The following is a 16,172-nucleotide window of genomic DNA, read 5'->3' as shown; positions in this document are numbered from 1 at the left end:
GGGGGCTGTTCCGTGCCGCGGACAGTGCAGAGAGCGCTCTCCCGCGAGATTCGTCGCCGCGAGTCCTCCTGTCAAGTCCATCGATGCCATCGCTGGCGGGCAGACCCTGTGAGGATGGGGCCATGAGTTCTTCGCAACCCGCCGCCGGCCCCGGGCCTGCCCGGGACCACGGTTACCTGCTCGACAACGCCCGAGTGCAGGCGGGCGAGCGGTTCACCTGGCTGGCCGAGCTGTTCGACGGTGTCACGCGCGGGCACGTCGACAGGCTCGGGGTGGCCGCGGGCTCGCGCTGCTGGGAGGTCGGCGCCGGCGGCCCCAGCATCCCCGAGGCGCTGGCCGCGGCCGTCGGGCCGACCGGCCATGTCCTCGCCACGGACATCAATCCGGCCTGGTTGGACCCGCACGCCCGGTACGAGGTGCGCCGGCACGACGTCGTCGCGGACCCGCCGCCGCAGCCGGGCACGTTCGACCTGGTGCACGCGCGGCTCGTGCTCGTACACCTGCCCGACCGGGCGCGGGCGCTGGCGTCGATGGTGGCGGCGCTGCGGCCCGGCGGATGGCTGCTGGTGGAGGACGCCGACACCGAGCTGCAGCCGCTGGCGTGCCTCGACGAGGTCGGCCCGGCGCAGGAGCGCGCCAACCGGCTGCGGCGCGCCGTGCGGGAGCTGATGACCCGCCGCGGCGCCGACCTGCGCTTCGGCCGTACGCTGCCGCAGGTCTTGCGGGCGGCGGGCCTGGTCGACGTCGCGGCGTCGGGCTGCTTCCCGGTCGGCGGGACCGCCTGCGACCGGCTGGAGGCCGCGACCGTGCGGATGGTCCGCGCCGAGCTGCTCGCCGCGGGGCTGGCCGACGACGCCGAGATCGACTTGCACCTGGCCGCCGTCGACGCCGGCGAGCTCGACCTCACCCTCGCGCCGCTGATCTCGGCATGGGGACGCCGCCCGGGTTGAACAGCCATCTGCCGCAGGTGGCCGGGTGCCGCCCGGCCGGCGGTGGCGTCAGGCGGGCGCGCCGTACCCGTGTTCCTTGATGCGCTGCGCGGACTGCTCGTAGACGGCGGGATCTGCGGCCGGCAGCGTCCCCAGGCCGTCGACGTAACGGTTGTACATGCAGAACGCCGCCGCGATCAGCACCGTGTCGTGCACCTCCAGGTCGGTGGCGCCCTCGGCGCGGGCCGCGTCGACCAGCGCCGTGGTCACCTTGCGGCCGTCCTGCTGCACGGCGGCCGCGATCCGCAGCAGCGCGCGCAGCTTCGCGCTGATGTCGGCGGCGTCGAGGTCGGCCCGGACCTGCTGGACCAGCGGCATGCCGGCGTCGAGCTGCGCGGCCGCGAACGCCGAGTGTGACGAGCAGCAGAACACGCACTCGTTGAGCCCGGAGACGTAGGCGGCGATCAGCTCCCGCTCCCCGGCGCTCAGCGTCGGGTGCGGCGCGTGCAGCAGCGCCTCGGCCAGCGCGTTGAGCGGCCCCGCGGTCTCCGGCCGGAACCGCATCGGCCCGTTGATGCCGGGAAACCGGCTTTCGTCCACACCGAGGTCGATGTGCGCCATCGCCACTCCTCACTGACCGGCGTGCGGCCGCCGCACACTCCTTGGGCATTCTCCCAGCTCGATACGGGGGTTCGCTTCTTCGTATGTGCGCTTCTGGGGCCGGTCGGTCCGGTGTGGAGCAGTCGGCCTGCCGCGACGCCAGGCCCGGCCGGTTGCGCAATTTCGCTGCTGGCAGGCGCGCGACGGCGCTGCCACGCTGACGACATGTCCGACGTGGAGCATATGGGCGGTCAGGCGCAGCTGCGGGCCGCGACGATGACGGCGCAACTGCGCGAGCTGGTGCACACCGAGTCGCCGCCGGGGGCGCTGCCGCAGCTGAACGCCTGCGCCGACCTGCTGTCGGCGTGGGGCACGGCGGCCCTGGGCCGCCCGCCGCGCCGGGTGGTCCACGACGGGCTGCCGCATCTGCTGTGGGCCGCCGAGGACCAGCGGGTGCTGCTGCTGGGCCACTACGACACGGTATGGCCGGCCGGCACCGTCGAACAGTGGCCCTTCACGGTACGCGGGCCCATCGCCACCGGGCCGGGGGTGTGCGACATGAAGTCCGGCATCGTCCAGATGCTCACCGCCCTGACGCTGCTGCCCGACACCTCCCGCGTCGGCCTGCTGCTGACCTGCGACGAGGAGACCGGCTCGGTGACGTCCCGGCCGCTGATCGAGCAGCAGGCCCGCCGCTCCCGGGCGGTGCTGGTCGGCGAGCCGAGCACCGAGGACGGGGCGCTGAAGGTGGCCCGCAAGGGCGGCTCGATGTACCGGATCACGGTGCAGGGCCGGGCCGCGCATGCCGGGGTGGAACCGCACCGGGGCGTCAACGCGGCCGTGGAGCTGGCCCACCAGGTGCTGGCCGTGCGTTCCTTCGCGGCGGGCGGGACCAGCGTCACCCCTACCCTGCTCAGCGCGGGGACGATGACCAACCAGGTGCCGGAGTCGGCCGTGTTCTGCGTGGACGTGCGCGCCTGGACCCGTGACGAGCTGGAGCGGGTCGACCGGCTGGTGCGGGCGATGACGCCGCAGGTGCCCGGCGCGGCGCTGTCGGTCGGCGGCGGCGTCAACCGCTACCCGCTGCCCGAACACGTCGCGCTGCCGCTGCTGGACCTGGCCCGGGGCGCGGCCCGCCGGCTCGGCCTGGCCGAGGTGCGCGGCGCGCACGCGCCGGGCGCGTCCGATGCGAACTTCACCGGCTCGCTGGGTGTGGCGACCCTGGACGGGCTCGGCGGGGTCGGCGGGGGTTCGCACGCGCGCAGCGAGTGGGTCGACGTGTCGCAGATGCCCGCGCGGGCGGCGCTGCTGGCGGGGCTGATCGCCGCGGTGCTGGAGCAGCCGCGCGGCCGGGCCCGGCGGGCGGCGGCGGGAGCCGCGACCGGCTGACAGTCCACATCGGCGTGTCGTCGGCGTGCCTGACCGCAGGTGGGCCGCGGGCCGGTACGCTCCGGGCGGCCGTGTCGCGCGGCCCCGACCATGCCGGAGGCGACGACCGTGACCCAGCAGCCGAACCGGACCCCGCCGCGGTTCGGTGTCGAGGAGGAGTTCCTCGTCGTAGACGCGGCCACCGGCGTTCCGGCGCCCCGCGCGGCCGAGGTCGTGGAGAAGGCGTCCGCGACGCTCGGCGCCCGCGTCTCGGGTGAGATCACGACGCTGCAGCTGGAGACCCGGACCGACCCGTGCGTGGGCATGGCAGAGCTGGCCGCGCAGGTCGGGCAGGCCCGCCAGGTGGTCGCCGCGGCCGCCGACGCCGCCGGGCTGCGGCTGCTGTCGGCGGGCTCCGCACCGGTCGCCGGGCCCGTCCCGCCGCCGATGACCACCGGGCCACGGCAGACCCGCGGCATCGAGACGTTCCGCGGCCTGCACGACGAGCTGGCCATCTGCGCCCTGCACGTGCACGTCGAGATGCCCGACCGTGACCTGGCCGTCGCCGTGTCCAACCACCTGCGCCCGCACCTGCCCGTGCTGCTGACCCTGACCGCCAACTCGCCGTACTGGGACGGCCGCGACACCGGGTACGCCAGCTGGCGCACCATGACCTGGCCGCGCTGGCCGGTGGCGGGCCCGCCGCCGCGCTTCGACTCCGCCGCCCACTACGACCAGGTCGTCGACACGTTGCAGGAGGCCGGTGCGCTCGTGGACCGGGGCACCGTCTTCTGGGACGTGCGTCCCTCGGCGCAGCACCCGACCCTGGAGGTCCGGGTCGCCGACGCGGCGCTGACCGCCGAGGAGGCGGTGTGGTACGCCGTCGTCGTCCGGGCCTTGGTGACGCACCTGTCGGCGGTCGCCGGGCGCGGTGAACCCGCCCCGGATGTGCCCGAGCAGCTGCTGCGCGCCGCGTACTGGCGGGCCGCCCGCGACGGCCTCGACGGCGACGGCCTGGACCTTGCCACCGCCCGGCTGCGCCCGGCCGGTGAGCTGGCCCGTGACCTGGTCGCACTGGTCGAGCCGCAGCTGCTCGCCAACGGCGAGTACGAGTACGTGACCGCAGGACTGGATCGGCTGCTGGACGGCGGGTCCGGGGCCCGGCGGCAGCGCGCGGCGTCCCAGCGCGGCGGCCCGGCAGCGGTCGTCGACTACGTCGCCGAGCAGACGACGGGTCAGCGCCAACAGGGCAATCCGGCGTAAGCGCGACGGCCCGCCGGTGGGCGATGCTGGACGGCGAAGCCACCCCTTTGGAGGCCCCGTGAACGCCGTCGCCACTGTCCCGTTTCACCTGGACCGCCTCGACCCCGAGCAGATGAGCCGCACCGCCCAGGAGTTCGCCGACCGGATGGCCGCCCGCCGGTCGGTGCGCGAGTTCTCGCCCGAACCCGTCCCGCTGGACGTCGTCGAGAACGCCGTCCGCGCCGCCGCTACCGCGCCCAGCGGCGCGAACGTGCAACCGTGGCGTTTCGTCGTCCTCACCGACCCGGCCCGCAAGCGGGCGCTGCGGCTCGCGGCCGAGGCCGAGGAGCGGGAGTTCTACACCCGCCGCGCCCCGCGCGAGTGGCTGGAGGCGGTCTCGGCGATGGGCACCGACTGGCACAAACCGTTCCTGGAGACGGCCCCCGTCGTCATCGTCGTGTTCGAGGTCCACCAGGGCCCGAACACCCCCAAGCCGTACTACGTCAAGGAGTCCGTCGGCATCGCCGTCGGCGTGCTCATCACCGCGCTGCACCTGGCCGGGCTGGCCACGCTCACCCACACGCCGAGCCCGATGCGTTTCCTCAACGAGATCTGCGGCCGCCCGGCCGAGGAGCGGGCGTGCGTGGTGATGCCCGTCGGCCGGCCCGCCGACGGGGTCACCGTGCCCGCCCTGTCCCGCAAGCCGCTACCGGAGGTGCTCGTCCACCGCTGAGCGGGCCAGGTCCTGGGTGAAGAACTCGTGCAGGGGCCGCACGTGCCGGTCCTCGCGCCGCCACTCGGCGAGCAGATCCTCCAGCAGATGCAGCTCCTGCACCAGCTCGCCGCCGCGGTACCGGCGGACCACCGGGTGGATGAAGGCGCTCTCGGCGGCCCGGTCGGGCTGCGGATGCCGCTCGATGGCGAACACGTCGGCGTACTCGTCGCGGCCCCAGCGCAGCCCGAACGTGTACAGGTGCGGCTGGTCGCCGAACCGGGCGACCGCGTAGTCCTCGGGCAGGTCGTGGTAGTGCCGCACCCGCCCGGACGCCGGGTCGACGACGAGGGCGTCGGTGAGGAACTCGAACTGCGTCCACAGCGCCGAGCTCCAGTTGACCCGGTCCAGCACCGCCGCCGTCAGCGAGCCGGCGTCGGCGTCGACCTCGTCGTAGGGCAGCGGCACCTGCTCGTAGCGCTCCCGCAGCAGCTGGGTCAGGGTGCGCAGGTTGTACCGGAAGCCGTCGATGAACGCCGAGGACGCCTTCTTGAAGTCCCGGTCCTGGGCCAGCGTCCCGGCGAAGTACAACCCGTCGACGTCGAGCGACTGCCAGTCGGGGCGGGTGGCGGGCATCCGGCCGTTCGGGGTCATCCGCGGCCGGCAGCCGTCGCCGAACAGCGACGTGTCCATGGCGAACCCGGTGCAGCGCAGCACCGACTCGTACTCCATGACCGCGGTCTCCCCGTCGGCGTGGGTGTAGGTCAGGCTGACCTCGAACCGGTCGCCGACCGGGCGGATCTCGTCGATGACGCAGTCGAGCACCGAGTGCAGCGTCTTGAACTGGTAGCTGTCCAGCACCGCCCCGTGGTGGCCGCGTACGTCACCGGGATGCTTGGTGTTCCATGCCAGCCGCAGCGGCCGCGGGCTCGCCAGATGGATCATCGCGGCATGGCCGAGCAGCGCCGATGCGGTCTCGAACGCGGAGTTGCCCTTGCCGAGGATCAGCACCCGCTGGTCGGCGTAGTCGGCCGGGTCGGTGCTCATCGCCTCGTAGCCGACGGCGTGCTCGATGCCCTTGACGTCGGGGATGTTCGGCCGGCCCCAACCGGTCGCCACGACCAGGCAGTCGGCCAGGACCACCCCGTCGGCGGTGTGCACCGCGAACCCGTCCCCGGCCCGGTCCACCCGCCGCACATCGGTGTCGTAGCGCACGTTGAGCTTGTGGTGGCGGCCGAAGTCGCCCAGGTAGCGGACCATGTCGTCGGCATGCGGGAAGTACTCGCGGCTGTAGTCGGCGAACGGCAGCTCGGCCGGGTCCTGCAGCAGCGAGTTCCAGTCCCAGCGCAGGCGGATCTCCGGGTCGGTGCTGACCGAGTGGACCTTGTTGAGGGAGATGAGCTTGCGATGGCGGGGGAAATGGCGGAAGAACTCGGCAGGCTCCGGCGCCCGTTCCAGGGTGAGGTAGTCGGCTCCGGCCTGCTGCAGGTAGTAGCTCAGCTGGAGTCCGGCCGGGCCCGCGCCGACGATCACATACCGGTGGCGGACCCCGACCGGCGCACTGTCTGTCATGGACACTCCTCCTCGGGGATGCCACGACACTCCATCATCGATAACGATGCGTCAATGCTTCGTGCGCGGTGGGTCGCGCCGCCGATCCGGTCCGTTGGCCGCGCGGTGCTAGATTCGCGCGGTGACCTCGCTGCTGTCGTTGGCCGTCGAGGGCCTGCGCGTGATCGTGCGGATCGACGGCGAGGACGTCAGCCGCGCCGATGACAACGACGGCCCCGACCCGTGGCACGTCCTCGTGCCGGTGAACCGCTTCGTGGCGACCGACGAGCCCACGACCGCGACGATCGCCTGCTGTCCCGGCTGCGGCCCGGACTGCGTCGCCATCGAGACGCGCATCCGCCGCGAAGGCGATACCGTGCGCTGGGAGTGGGGCCGGACCCGGGTGAGTTGGCAGGTCGATCGGCGAACGGCGGTGTTCGACGCTGCCGCCTATGACGCCGAGGTGGCCCGCATCGGGGCCGACCACAGCTGGGAGACCGCGGAACGCCGGGCCGGGCGCCTCATCCTGACCGACCTCGCACTGCCGCCGGGAGTCGGGGCCGTCAAGGTTCGTGCCGCTGACGCCGGTGAGCTCGTGGTGTGGCTCGAAGAGCTGGACACATACCAGATCTTCGTGAGCGTGCCGTGGGAGCCGGAGCGGCCCGACGAGAGCGCCGCGCAGGTGCGGGCCCTGCTGGCCGGACCACCCGAGCGCTGGCATGCGGAATGGCACAGCGTCAAGGGCAGCCAGGATCCGCCGGTCTACGCCGGCGGATCCTGGACAAGGCTTCAGTGGTGAGGAGGCGGCCCTGCGCGGTCGGTCTCCTCGGTCCGGGTCTTGCTCACTTGAAGCGGACGAACTGCGAGAACTGGCTGTTGGCGGTGCCCACCGACACGGTGCGGTGGCTGTAGGCCGATCCGCCGTTGTAGTTGTACTCGTCGACCTCGAACGTGCCGTTGGAGTTCACCCTGGTCACGAACGCGACGTGGCCCCAGGTGCCGCCGAGGCGGACCGCGACGTCACCGGCTTTCGGGCTGCCGTACACCGGGATGCCGGCGCTGCGGGCGGCGTTGGCCCAGTTGTTGGCGTTGCCCCAGTGGACGCCGTCGTAGTAGTTGTGGAACGCGATGCCCAGGCGGCTGCGTACCGCCCACGCCGCGAAGCTGGTGCACTGGCCCTTGTAGAAGTTCCACGGGTCGACACCGGTCGTCGCCCCGCGGTAGGGGTAGTCGTCCTTGGCCGGGTAGCTGTCGCCGCCGCCGGTGGGTGCGGGCTGGTGCGAGGCGTTGTTGTTCTTCAGCGAGGCGTTGAGGTTGACCTTCGCCCCGGACGCGATGTCCTGCGACGTGCCGCCGAAGTCGCTGTTGTAGTACACGCGGATGGTGCTGCCGGTGCGGTTCCACGCCGACGCCGCGTTGTTCTTCACGCACAGGCCCTGGCCGTTGCCGGCGCTCTTGAACTCGTAGCACGACGGCTGGGTGGCACCGTAGTCGGCCAGCGACGACCCGTGGTCGGAGATCGACCCGGCGAAGTCGCTGTTGTAGTAGTAGCAGAACTCGCCGCTGTCGCAGACGCCGTCACGTGACGCCGCGTGGGCCGGTGTCGCGGCGACGCTCGCGCCGGACACCGCGATGGCGATGATGACGCCCGCGGCGCGCAGTGCGCGTCCGACTCTTCCTGACATGGTTTGCCTCCCCGGGGGATGGAACTGAGGTGCACGGTGAGGCGACGGTACGAAGCCGACTTACACACTTCGTACATTCCCGCTACAAACGCCGGACTTGCCAGCGCGATCTGACCCATCGTCGAACCGAAGCTTCACGATGCGAGGGATGCGACAGGGCCTTGCTCCGCCACGATGTCTGTCCGTTGTGTGCGGCCAGGTAACGGCCAGATAACGATCTTCCGGTCGTCAGTGACGGCCGGGGATCGATGCGTGCTGAGAGCTGTGAGTCCAACGACATTTCCGTGACCGCTGATCATGGCCAGGATGGGTCGGCGCCGGACGGCCCATGCCCGTTCCTGTGCCCGCCGCGTCCTACCGGCCAGGCTCGACAAGCGGGGCTGACATTGACGCCAACCCTGGCTAGGTTGCCTCCCGTTGCGGCATCCGAGCGGAGAGAGTCGTCGTGCGTCAGATCGTGTCGCCCATTTCATCGAGACGTAGGCCATTGCCGGTGCCGCCGTCATCCACATCGTTCGCGCCGGTGACGCCGCGCCGCAGCGCACCGGCGCGGCACGCGGGGCGGTGGGTCGGTGTGGTGCTGGCGGTGGCACTGGGCGTGGTCGCGCAAGGCCAGTTGCCCGCGCAGGCCGCAGGTGATTCAGGCCGCCCGGCCGCCGCGGCGCAGCCGCAGCCGGCCCGTGGCCGCTCGGCGGTGACCGAGCCCGCCCGCAAGGACCCGACCGCCGACAAGCGCATGACCCGGCCCGACAACGTCGCGTGGCCGATCCTGGCCACCCGCGAGTTGGAGGTCGCGGCGGCGAACTCCCCTGCGAACGTCGGTGGCCTGCCGGTCCAGGTACTCCCGGTTCGCACGGCAGGTGCTTCGACGCGTTCCGCGCAGGCGACGCCGCAGCGGGCGCGGGTGCACGTGTACGACCGTGGTGCCGCAACCCGGGCAGGGATCGACGGGCCGGTGTTCACCGTTTCCAGATCCGACGGCGGTGACAACGCGGCCGCCCGCATCTCGGTGGGCTACGGTGGCTTCGCGCATGCCTTTGGTGGCGACTGGGGTGCCCGACTACGACTCGTGACGCTGCCCGCGTGCGCTCTCACCACACCCGAGCAGGCCGCGTGCCGAACCGTGACACCGCTGGCCTCGGTGAACGACGTGTCCGGACAGGCCGTCACCGCGGACGTGGATCTGGCGGCAACCGGCTCCGACGCGAAGGTGCTGGCGCTCAGCGCCGGTGTCTCCTCCAGCCAGGGTGCCTACACCGCGACCAAGCTCTCGCCCTCGTCGTCGTGGCAGACGCAGCTGTCCTCCGGCGGCTTCAGCTGGAACTACCCGGTTCGGGTGCCGACGCCGGCCAACGGGTTCACGCCGACGGTCGGGCTCGCGTACTCCTCTCAGGCCGTCGACGGTCGGACGTCGGCGACCAACAACCAGGGCTCCTGGATCGGAGAGGGCTTCACGTTCGAACCCGGCTACATCGAACGCCGCTACAAGCCGTGCGCCGATGACGGCCACCAGACCTCGGGCGACCAATGCTGGGCGTTTCACAACGGCACCGTCATGATGGCGGGCCGCTCCGGCGCCCTTGTGAAGATCAGCGACAACAGCTGGAAGCTGTCGCAGGACGACGGATCCAAGGTGGAGCGGCTCACCGGCGCCGTGAACGGCGACAACGACGGCGAGTACTGGAAGCTCACCGCGACTGACGGCAGCCAGTACTTCTTCGGCTTGAACCGTCTGCCGGGCTGGACCACGGGCAAGACCGCGACAGACTCCGTGTGGTCGGCGCCGGTATACGGCGACGACACCGGTGAGCCCTGCCACCAGTCGTCCGGCTTCGCCGATTCGCACTGCGACCAGGCATGGCGCTGGAACCTCGACTACGCCATCGACCCTCGCGGCAACGTCATCTCGTACTACTACGCCCGGGAAACCAACCACTACGCCAGGGGCGGGCGGACCGACGTCGACGGAGTCCGCTACGACCGCGGGGGGTACCTGACCCGCATCGACTACGGCCAGCGCGACGGCGAGGTCTACGCGAGCGCCGCGCCGGCCCGCGTGCAGTTCGACACCGTCGAGCGTTGCATCCCCTCGGCAGGTGTCGGCTGCGATCCGGCGGACCTCGATGAGAGCACAGCAGCGTCTTGGCCCGATGTGCCCGTCGACCTGATCTGCGCGGCCGGCACCCATTGCAAGGACGTACAGCGCTCGCCCACCTTCTTCACCCGCAAGCGCTTGGTGTCGATCCGGACCGAGATCCGTACCGGTGCGACGTGGACACCGGTGGAGTCATGGGATCTGGAGCACGACTTCAAGGTCAACGACGACAATTCTCGTACATTGTGGCTGAAGAAGATCACCCGGAACGGCCACTGGGGTGGTGCCACCACGAGCCTGCCGCCGACCGAGCTCGACGGCATCCAACTGCCCAACCGCATCGTGCCGGACGGCGACAACCTCGGTCCGCTCATCCGATACCGGCTGGCCACGGTGAAGACCGACACGGGCGCGCAGATCACCATCAATTACAAGGCGCCGGACTGCACCAAGGACAACCTGCCCACGGCGGGGCACTCCACGCTGCGTTGCTACCCGGTCATCTGGAACCCGCTCGGCGGCGATGACGAGGACAAGGCGACTGACTGGTTTCACAAATACGTCGTCGACAGCGTCGTGACCGACGACCTGGTCGGCGGCAATCCCGACATGGTCGCGGCCTACCAATACGTCGGCACGCCCGCGTGGCGCAAGGCCGACCCGGACGGCATCACCGAGACCGCAGACCTGACCTGGTCTGACTGGCGGGGTTACCCGCAGGTGACCGTGCGAACCGGTGACGGCCAGAACATGCCCACGCGCACCGACCACTTCTTCATGCGAGGTATGAGCGGCGCGAAGAAGGCCGACGGCTCGACTCCCGCGGTATCGGTGACCGACTCGACCGGCAAGACTTTCACTGACCACGACGAGCTGTCCGGCTTCGAGCTGGAGAGCATCGTCTACAACGGCAGCGAGATCGTCTCGAAGTCGGTCAACGAGCCCTGGCGTGTGATCACCCGTACGCAGACTGAGTCATGGGGCGAGCTCAAGGCCTCGATGGTGGACACCGGGGTGGCGCGCGAGCTCGTCGCCCTGCCGGATGACGCTCAGGGCCAGCCGCGCTGGCGCGAGACGCAGGTCGCCAGCAAGCGCGACTCCTGGGGCCGGGTCGTGGAGTTCGACGACCTCGGTGAGGTCGGACCCGGCAAGGACGGCGACGACCGGTGCGTGCGAACCTGGTACGCCGACAACCCCGATCTCTACCTTTACTTCCACGTGTCCAGAGTGCAGACGGTGTCCGTGAAGTGCGCCGTCACCTCCCCGAACCTGTCCACCCAGCTGCTGGCCGACACCCGGACCAGCTACGACCTTCAGGCCTGGGGCGAGGCGCCGGTCAAGGGCACGCCTACCCGAACCGAGACCCTCGACCAGTACGACGGCGCCGACGTGCGCTACGTCCGGGACTCGGAGACCACCGCGCTGGACGGGTACGGCAGGCCGCTGTCGTCGAAGAATGCGCTCGATGGCCGCACGCTGTACGAGTATGTCGACGTCGACGGGTTCAACGCCCAGACCAAGACCACCAACGAAATCGACCACGCGTCGACCACCGTCATCGATCCCGGCTACGGGGTGGTCACCACCGTTTTCGACGCCAACGGCAAGCGTACCGACATGCAGTACGACCCGCTGGGGCGTCTCACCGCAGTCTGGCTCGCCGACCAGGACAAGGCCCAGGGCGCCAAGCCGAATCTCAAGTTCGGCTATCAGATCCGGCGCGACCGGACCTCGGTCGTCACCTCCGAGCGACTGCTCAACGACGGCAGCTACCGGACAACCCATGAATTGTTCGACGGACTGCTGCGCGGCCGGCAGACGCAGGCGCCCGGGCCCGGCGGTGGATGGCTGCTGACCGACACGTTCTATCTGGGCACAGGGCAGGAAGGCAAGAGCAACGCCACCTACCTCGCGCTCGGCACGGCCGGCGATACGCCGATCATCGTTCCCGAGGGCTCGGTGAACGGCCAGACCTCGACCATCTTCGACGGTGCGGATCGGCCGATCGTCGGCATCTTCTCCGTCGCCGGTGACACCAAGTGGGTGACCACGACGTCGTACGAGGGCGACCGGATCAACGTCGACCCTCCCGCGGGCGCCATCCCCACCACGCTGGTCCATGACGCTCGCGGCAAGAACACCGAGTTGCACCAGTATCACGGGGAGGAACCGACCGGCCCGGCCGACGTGACCCGGTACACCTACACTCCCGCCGGTTCTCTGAGCACCGTCACCGATCCGTTGGGCACCGTCTGGCGCAACCATTACAACCAGCGAAATCTCAAGGTGCTCGTGGAGGACCCTGACGCCGGTGACAGCACCTACACCTACGACAAGCTCGACCGGCTGACCTCGACCACCGACAGCCGCAACATCAAGCTCTCACACCGGTACGATGCGATCGGCCGCCGGACCCAGACCTGGCAGGGCGACCTCGACACCGGCACCAAGCTGGCGGCGTGGTTCTACGACAACGCCGGCAACAAGGGGCAGCTCCACTACAGCCAGCGCATCGTCGAGGGTCAGAACTACTACACCATCAACCTGACCCGGGATGCGCTTTACCGGCCGATGACGGTCAGGTACAGCTTCCCTGCCGCGGGCTCCGGCGGAGTGGGCTCGCTGCTGGGCAAGTCCTACGACTTCACCACCGCCTATAACACTGACGGCACGGTTCGGTCGATCGGCATGCCGGCGGCCGGCGGGCTCGCCGCCGAGGCGGTCGCCCAGACGTACGACAGCCTGCTGCGCCCGACCACGCTCACCGGGCTCAGCAGCTACGTCACCTCCACGCTGTACGGCAACCTCGGCGAGCTGCTCCAGGTGGAGCTGTTCACCGGGGGTACCGACAGGAAGGCCTGGCTGAACTACGAGGTCGAGCGCGGCACCGGTCGGCTCAGCAAGGTGAAGGTAAACCGTCAGGGCGTTGCTGTCGTTGACATGGCTGCGGAATACCAGCATGATCCCGCAGGCAACGTCCTGTCCATCAGCGATACGCCACCCGGCGGCGGTCGTGACGTTCAGTGCTTCGAATACGATCACCTGCAGCGCCTGATCGAGGCCTGGTCCACGGCCAGCAGCACCAATGCCTGCGCCGACGGCGTCGCGCAAACCGGAGTGGGCGGCCCGGCACCGTACCACCACTCGTGGACCTTCGACGCCGTCGGTAACCGCGACGTGGAGACCATCCACTCGCCCACCGGCGGTACGGACACGGTGCGCGACTACACGTTCCCGGCTCCGGGACAGGGGCAGAACCAGCCGCACACGCTGACTGGCGTCGAAGAGGTGGGGCCGGGCGGGAGCAAGTCGTACCGCTACAGCTACGACGCGGCCGGCAACACCACATGCCGTCCCGCTGGCGGTGCCACCAACAACTGCACCCAAGGCGGCCTCGCTGCGCAGCAGACATTGAGCTGGGATGCCGAGGGCCATTTGGCCACCAGCACACCCACCGGCGGGCTGTCGACAACCTACGTCTACGACGCCGACGGCAACCGGATCGCCCGCAAGGACCCCGGCGGCAACACCACGCTCTACCTGCCAGGGATGGAGCTCGCCCAGGTCGGCACCGTCGTGAGCGGCACCCGCCATTATGGCTTCGCCGGACGCACCGTCGCGGTCCGAACTACCTCTGGGGTCTTCTTCCAGGTAGCGGACCATCACGGCACCGCATCTTGTGCCATCAACGCGGCGACCGGGGCCATTGCGTGGCGGCGAACCACGCCGTACGGTGCGGACCGGCAGTCGCCGGCGTTCTGGCCGGACACCAAGGGCTTCGTCGGCGGGACAAGGGACCTCACCGGACTGACCCACCTCGGTGCTCGGGAGTACGACCCGGCACTGGGCCGGTTCGCCTCCGTCGACCCCCTGGTCGACTTCGACACCCCTGGTGAGCTGGGCGGCTATGCGTACGCTCGGAACAACCCGGTCACCCACAGCGATCCGTCCGGCCGAGCGACGGTTGCCGGCGGCGTGCCCTGGGTGCCCAATCCAGGCACGCTCCACTGGTCGCAGACGGGCTTCACTCGTTTCTCCGATACGACGACCGGCAATGTCCGCACGGTCGTCGACCAGAACGGTGTGCCGCATGTGCTGGGTGGCAAGGTGGCCAATCCGGCGGAGCAGGCGGCGCTGGACCAGATGAACCAGAAGCTGGCCGCCGACGGGCACGGGTACGATCCCACAACCGGGACCGGCACGAGGTATGAGCTTCAGGACGCGACCGCCACGGACAAGCTCATGGCAAAGGGCTCCGTGGTAGGTCCTGACGGCAAGACGGTGGCCCGGGGAACAACGACCGACTACGTCAAGATCACCTACGTCAACGGCAAGGTCGTCAACGTCGATGCCTGGGATGCCACGTCGTCGAACTCCAACAATCCGGCACGCAACGCCCTGGATGACGCCGAGGCCACCATCCGGAAGAAACTTGACCTCTCCTCGAACAAGGGTGCCAAGAAGCAGGCTCAGTACGTGGTGTACGTCGCCAAGTCCGATGCCGAGGCGATAGAGATGCAGAAACGGTTCGCCAATGACCCGAGGGTGCGCATCATCAACCCGGCGACCGGCTTCGACACCGGTGACATCTTCAGCGCCTCGCACCTCAAGGCGCTCGCCACGGCCCGCGCCAAGGGCCTGATACCGCGGGGTCCGGCGGCAGCGGGCACCCGCCCGACGGGAGGAGGCACCGTGGGCAAGCCGACCCCTAAGGTCGTCAGGGGTGCCGGAATGCTGGACCTCCTGGCCGGCTTCTACTTCATGGGTCGATATGGTGAGAATGGCCCATGTGTGATGTATGGGATTAACTGCAACTACTACGTTCCGGACGCGTGATCATCTGACGTGCGATCCCTCGGCAGGGTCTACCCTGCCGAGGGATCGCATGATCGCGGCGGCGGTGCCCTCGGCCTGCGCTGGTATGGTGCCGACCTGCTGCAGGGCGGCGTAGTGAGAGGTGGAGCAGCGATGTCGAAGGCCACGGTGACCGCGTGCCTGAACCTGCTGGAGAGCCGCGAAGTCACGGCGGCGATAGCTGACGCACTCGCTCCGTTCGACCTCGCCGAGGATCCCGAAAGCGGCCGATGGGACAGCTGGACGATGAGCGACAGCCTCTTCCTCGTCGCTGCCGGTAACGAGAACGACCGGCGACTCGTCCGCATCGACACCGACGACCCGTCGCGCTGCGAAGGCGGCCCCAAAGTCCTGCTGGACCTCGACACCGGGCGGGCAGCCGCAGCCGATGCCGCCGCGCGGGAGTGGGACGCCTGGGCCGAGCTGGCCGCCGCACATCCCCCCGCACTGCCGTTGTCGCACTTCCTCATCCCGTTCTGGGCCGACCCGGGACCGCAGACCATCGCGCGAGCCCGGCACGCGCACGCTGACCAACCCGTCATGCGGGCGTTCAGGGCACGGCTCAACCTGCCCGACGGCACGATCTGGCAGGAGGAGAACGACCCGATCATGCGGTACGCGACCCCCCGCGAGGACTTCGTGCGCATCCGTGCTGCCCGCGTGATCCCTACCGGGGCGCTGCTGACCGCCGAGGGTGAGTGGTTCGACGACGAATCGTTCGGTGACCTGGACGATTGGCGCCGCGTGGACCGGTACTACACCTTCGCCGACGACTACCTCCGCGGTCTCGGCGACGACGTCTGGCTGATCCGAGTCCTGATCCACTACTGATGGGCACGGCGAACGGTGGGGGGTCCGCCTTCGAGCGTCGAGCTTCGAGCAGGGCCGCCACTGCTCGGTCCGATCGGCCGGTCAGGTGAGCGTTCCCCTGGAGCGTGGACCCTGACGCAAGGGATCGCGAAGATCCCTTGCGGTGGAGTGACATCGCCGGTGCCGCCAACGTGGGGTACGGATAGAGGAAGAGCGAGTGGCCGGCGTCCCAGGGACCACGGTCCAGGTGATCCCGCTGGAGGCGGCGCATGCGGCGGGGATGGTCGGGGTCGACATGAACGACGACCACCTGGCCGCGTGGCTCC

Annotated in this window: 10 protein-coding genes; 7 read left to right on the top strand and 3 right to left on the bottom strand. The window is 70.1% G+C overall.

Annotation, left to right across the window (positions count from 1 at the left end):
• Positions 1 to 122: 122 nt before the first annotated feature.
• Positions 123 to 950 carry a methyltransferase gene (locus tag AB0B35_RS28995; protein WP_361051052.1) on the top strand — a complete coding sequence of 276 codons (828 nt, stop codon included), beginning with the start codon at positions 123 to 125 and terminating at the stop codon, positions 948 to 950.
• A 48-nt stretch (positions 951 to 998) separates the two neighbouring features.
• Here the strand turns inward: AB0B35_RS28995 and AB0B35_RS28990 are convergent, their stop codons facing one another.
• Positions 999 to 1,550, bottom strand: coding sequence for a peroxidase-related enzyme (locus AB0B35_RS28990; protein ID WP_360535662.1), 552 nt, complete (start codon positions 1,548 to 1,550; stop codon positions 999 to 1,001).
• A 204-nt stretch (positions 1,551 to 1,754) separates the two neighbouring features.
• Here AB0B35_RS28990 and AB0B35_RS28985 point away from each other — a divergent pair, with 204 nt between their 5' ends.
• The 3 genes from AB0B35_RS28985 to AB0B35_RS28975 all read left to right on the top strand — a co-directional run bounded on the left by AB0B35_RS28985 (position 1,755) and on the right by AB0B35_RS28975 (position 4,872).
• Complete coding sequence (locus AB0B35_RS28985) at positions 1,755 to 2,918, top strand: M20/M25/M40 family metallo-hydrolase (protein WP_361051049.1); 1,164 nt, start codon at positions 1,755 to 1,757, stop codon at positions 2,916 to 2,918.
• Positions 2,919 to 3,026: 108 nt separating this feature from the next.
• Positions 3,027 to 4,160, top strand: a complete 1,134-nt coding sequence (locus tag AB0B35_RS28980; RefSeq protein ID WP_361051046.1) for a glutamate--cysteine ligase — start codon at positions 3,027 to 3,029, stop codon at positions 4,158 to 4,160.
• A 112-nt stretch (positions 4,161 to 4,272) separates the two neighbouring features.
• The gene (locus AB0B35_RS28975) at positions 4,273 to 4,872 is read left to right on the top strand and encodes a nitroreductase family protein (protein ID WP_361051283.1); all 600 of its coding nucleotides are present in this window, start codon (positions 4,273 to 4,275) and stop codon (positions 4,870 to 4,872) included.
• On the opposite strand, the gene AB0B35_RS28970 is transcribed toward AB0B35_RS28975, so the two are convergent.
• On the bottom strand, positions 4,846 to 6,423 hold the full coding sequence (locus AB0B35_RS28970) for an NAD(P)-binding domain-containing protein (RefSeq protein WP_361051043.1): 1,578 nt from the start codon (positions 6,421 to 6,423) through the stop codon (positions 4,846 to 4,848). The genes AB0B35_RS28975 and AB0B35_RS28970 overlap by 27 nt on opposite strands.
• Before the next feature lie 121 nt (positions 6,424 to 6,544).
• Between AB0B35_RS28970 and AB0B35_RS28965 the strand changes: the two genes are divergently transcribed.
• Positions 6,545 to 7,201, top strand: coding sequence for a hypothetical protein (locus AB0B35_RS28965; protein ID WP_361051040.1), 657 nt, complete (start codon positions 6,545 to 6,547; stop codon positions 7,199 to 7,201).
• A gap of 43 nt (positions 7,202 to 7,244) precedes the next feature.
• Here AB0B35_RS28965 and AB0B35_RS28960 read toward each other — a convergent pair whose 3' ends face one another.
• Entirely contained in the window at positions 7,245 to 8,087 is an 843-nt protein-coding gene (locus tag AB0B35_RS28960; RefSeq protein WP_361051037.1) for a CHAP domain-containing protein, read from the bottom strand.
• A 445-nt stretch (positions 8,088 to 8,532) separates the two neighbouring features.
• On the opposite strand from AB0B35_RS28960, the gene AB0B35_RS28955 reads away from it, so the two are divergent.
• Both AB0B35_RS28955 and AB0B35_RS28950 read left to right on the top strand, forming a co-directional pair.
• A complete protein-coding gene (locus tag AB0B35_RS28955; RefSeq protein ID WP_361051034.1) occupies positions 8,533 to 15,018 on the top strand; it encodes an RHS repeat-associated core domain-containing protein in 6,486 nt (2,161 codons plus the stop codon).
• A 132-nt stretch (positions 15,019 to 15,150) separates the two neighbouring features.
• Complete coding sequence (locus AB0B35_RS28950; protein ID WP_361051031.1) at positions 15,151 to 15,867, top strand: hypothetical protein; 717 nt, start codon at positions 15,151 to 15,153, stop codon at positions 15,865 to 15,867.
• Positions 15,868 to 16,172: the final 305 nt, after the last annotated feature.

Origin of the sequence: Catellatospora sp. NPDC049133, assembly GCF_040648455.1 — a bacterium.
In the GTDB taxonomy this organism is placed as follows: Bacteria; Actinomycetota; Actinomycetes; order Mycobacteriales; family Micromonosporaceae; genus Catellatospora; species Catellatospora aurea.
This window is presented reverse-complemented; position numbering and strand designations above follow the sequence as displayed.

What these genes read in the sequence shown, in the direction of transcription:
- AB0B35_RS28995 (WP_361051052.1), top strand. Translation starts at nt 123, where the DNA reads ATGAGTTCTTCGCAACCCGCCGCCGGCCCCGGGCCTGCCCGGGACCAC.
- AB0B35_RS28990 (WP_360535662.1), bottom strand. Translation starts at nt 1,550, where the DNA reads ATGGCGCACATCGACCTCGGTGTGGACGAAAGCCGGTTTCCCGGCATC.
- AB0B35_RS28985 (WP_361051049.1), top strand. Translation starts at nt 1,755, where the DNA reads ATGTCCGACGTGGAGCATATGGGCGGTCAGGCGCAGCTGCGGGCCGCG.
- AB0B35_RS28975 (WP_361051283.1), top strand. Translation starts at nt 4,273, where the DNA reads ATGAGCCGCACCGCCCAGGAGTTCGCCGACCGGATGGCCGCCCGCCGG.
- AB0B35_RS28970 (WP_361051043.1), bottom strand. Translation starts at nt 6,423, where the DNA reads ATGACAGACAGTGCGCCGGTCGGGGTCCGCCACCGGTATGTGATCGTC.
- AB0B35_RS28960 (WP_361051037.1), bottom strand. Translation starts at nt 8,087, where the DNA reads ATGTCAGGAAGAGTCGGACGCGCACTGCGCGCCGCGGGCGTCATCATC.
- AB0B35_RS28950 (WP_361051031.1), top strand. Translation starts at nt 15,151, where the DNA reads ATGTCGAAGGCCACGGTGACCGCGTGCCTGAACCTGCTGGAGAGCCGC.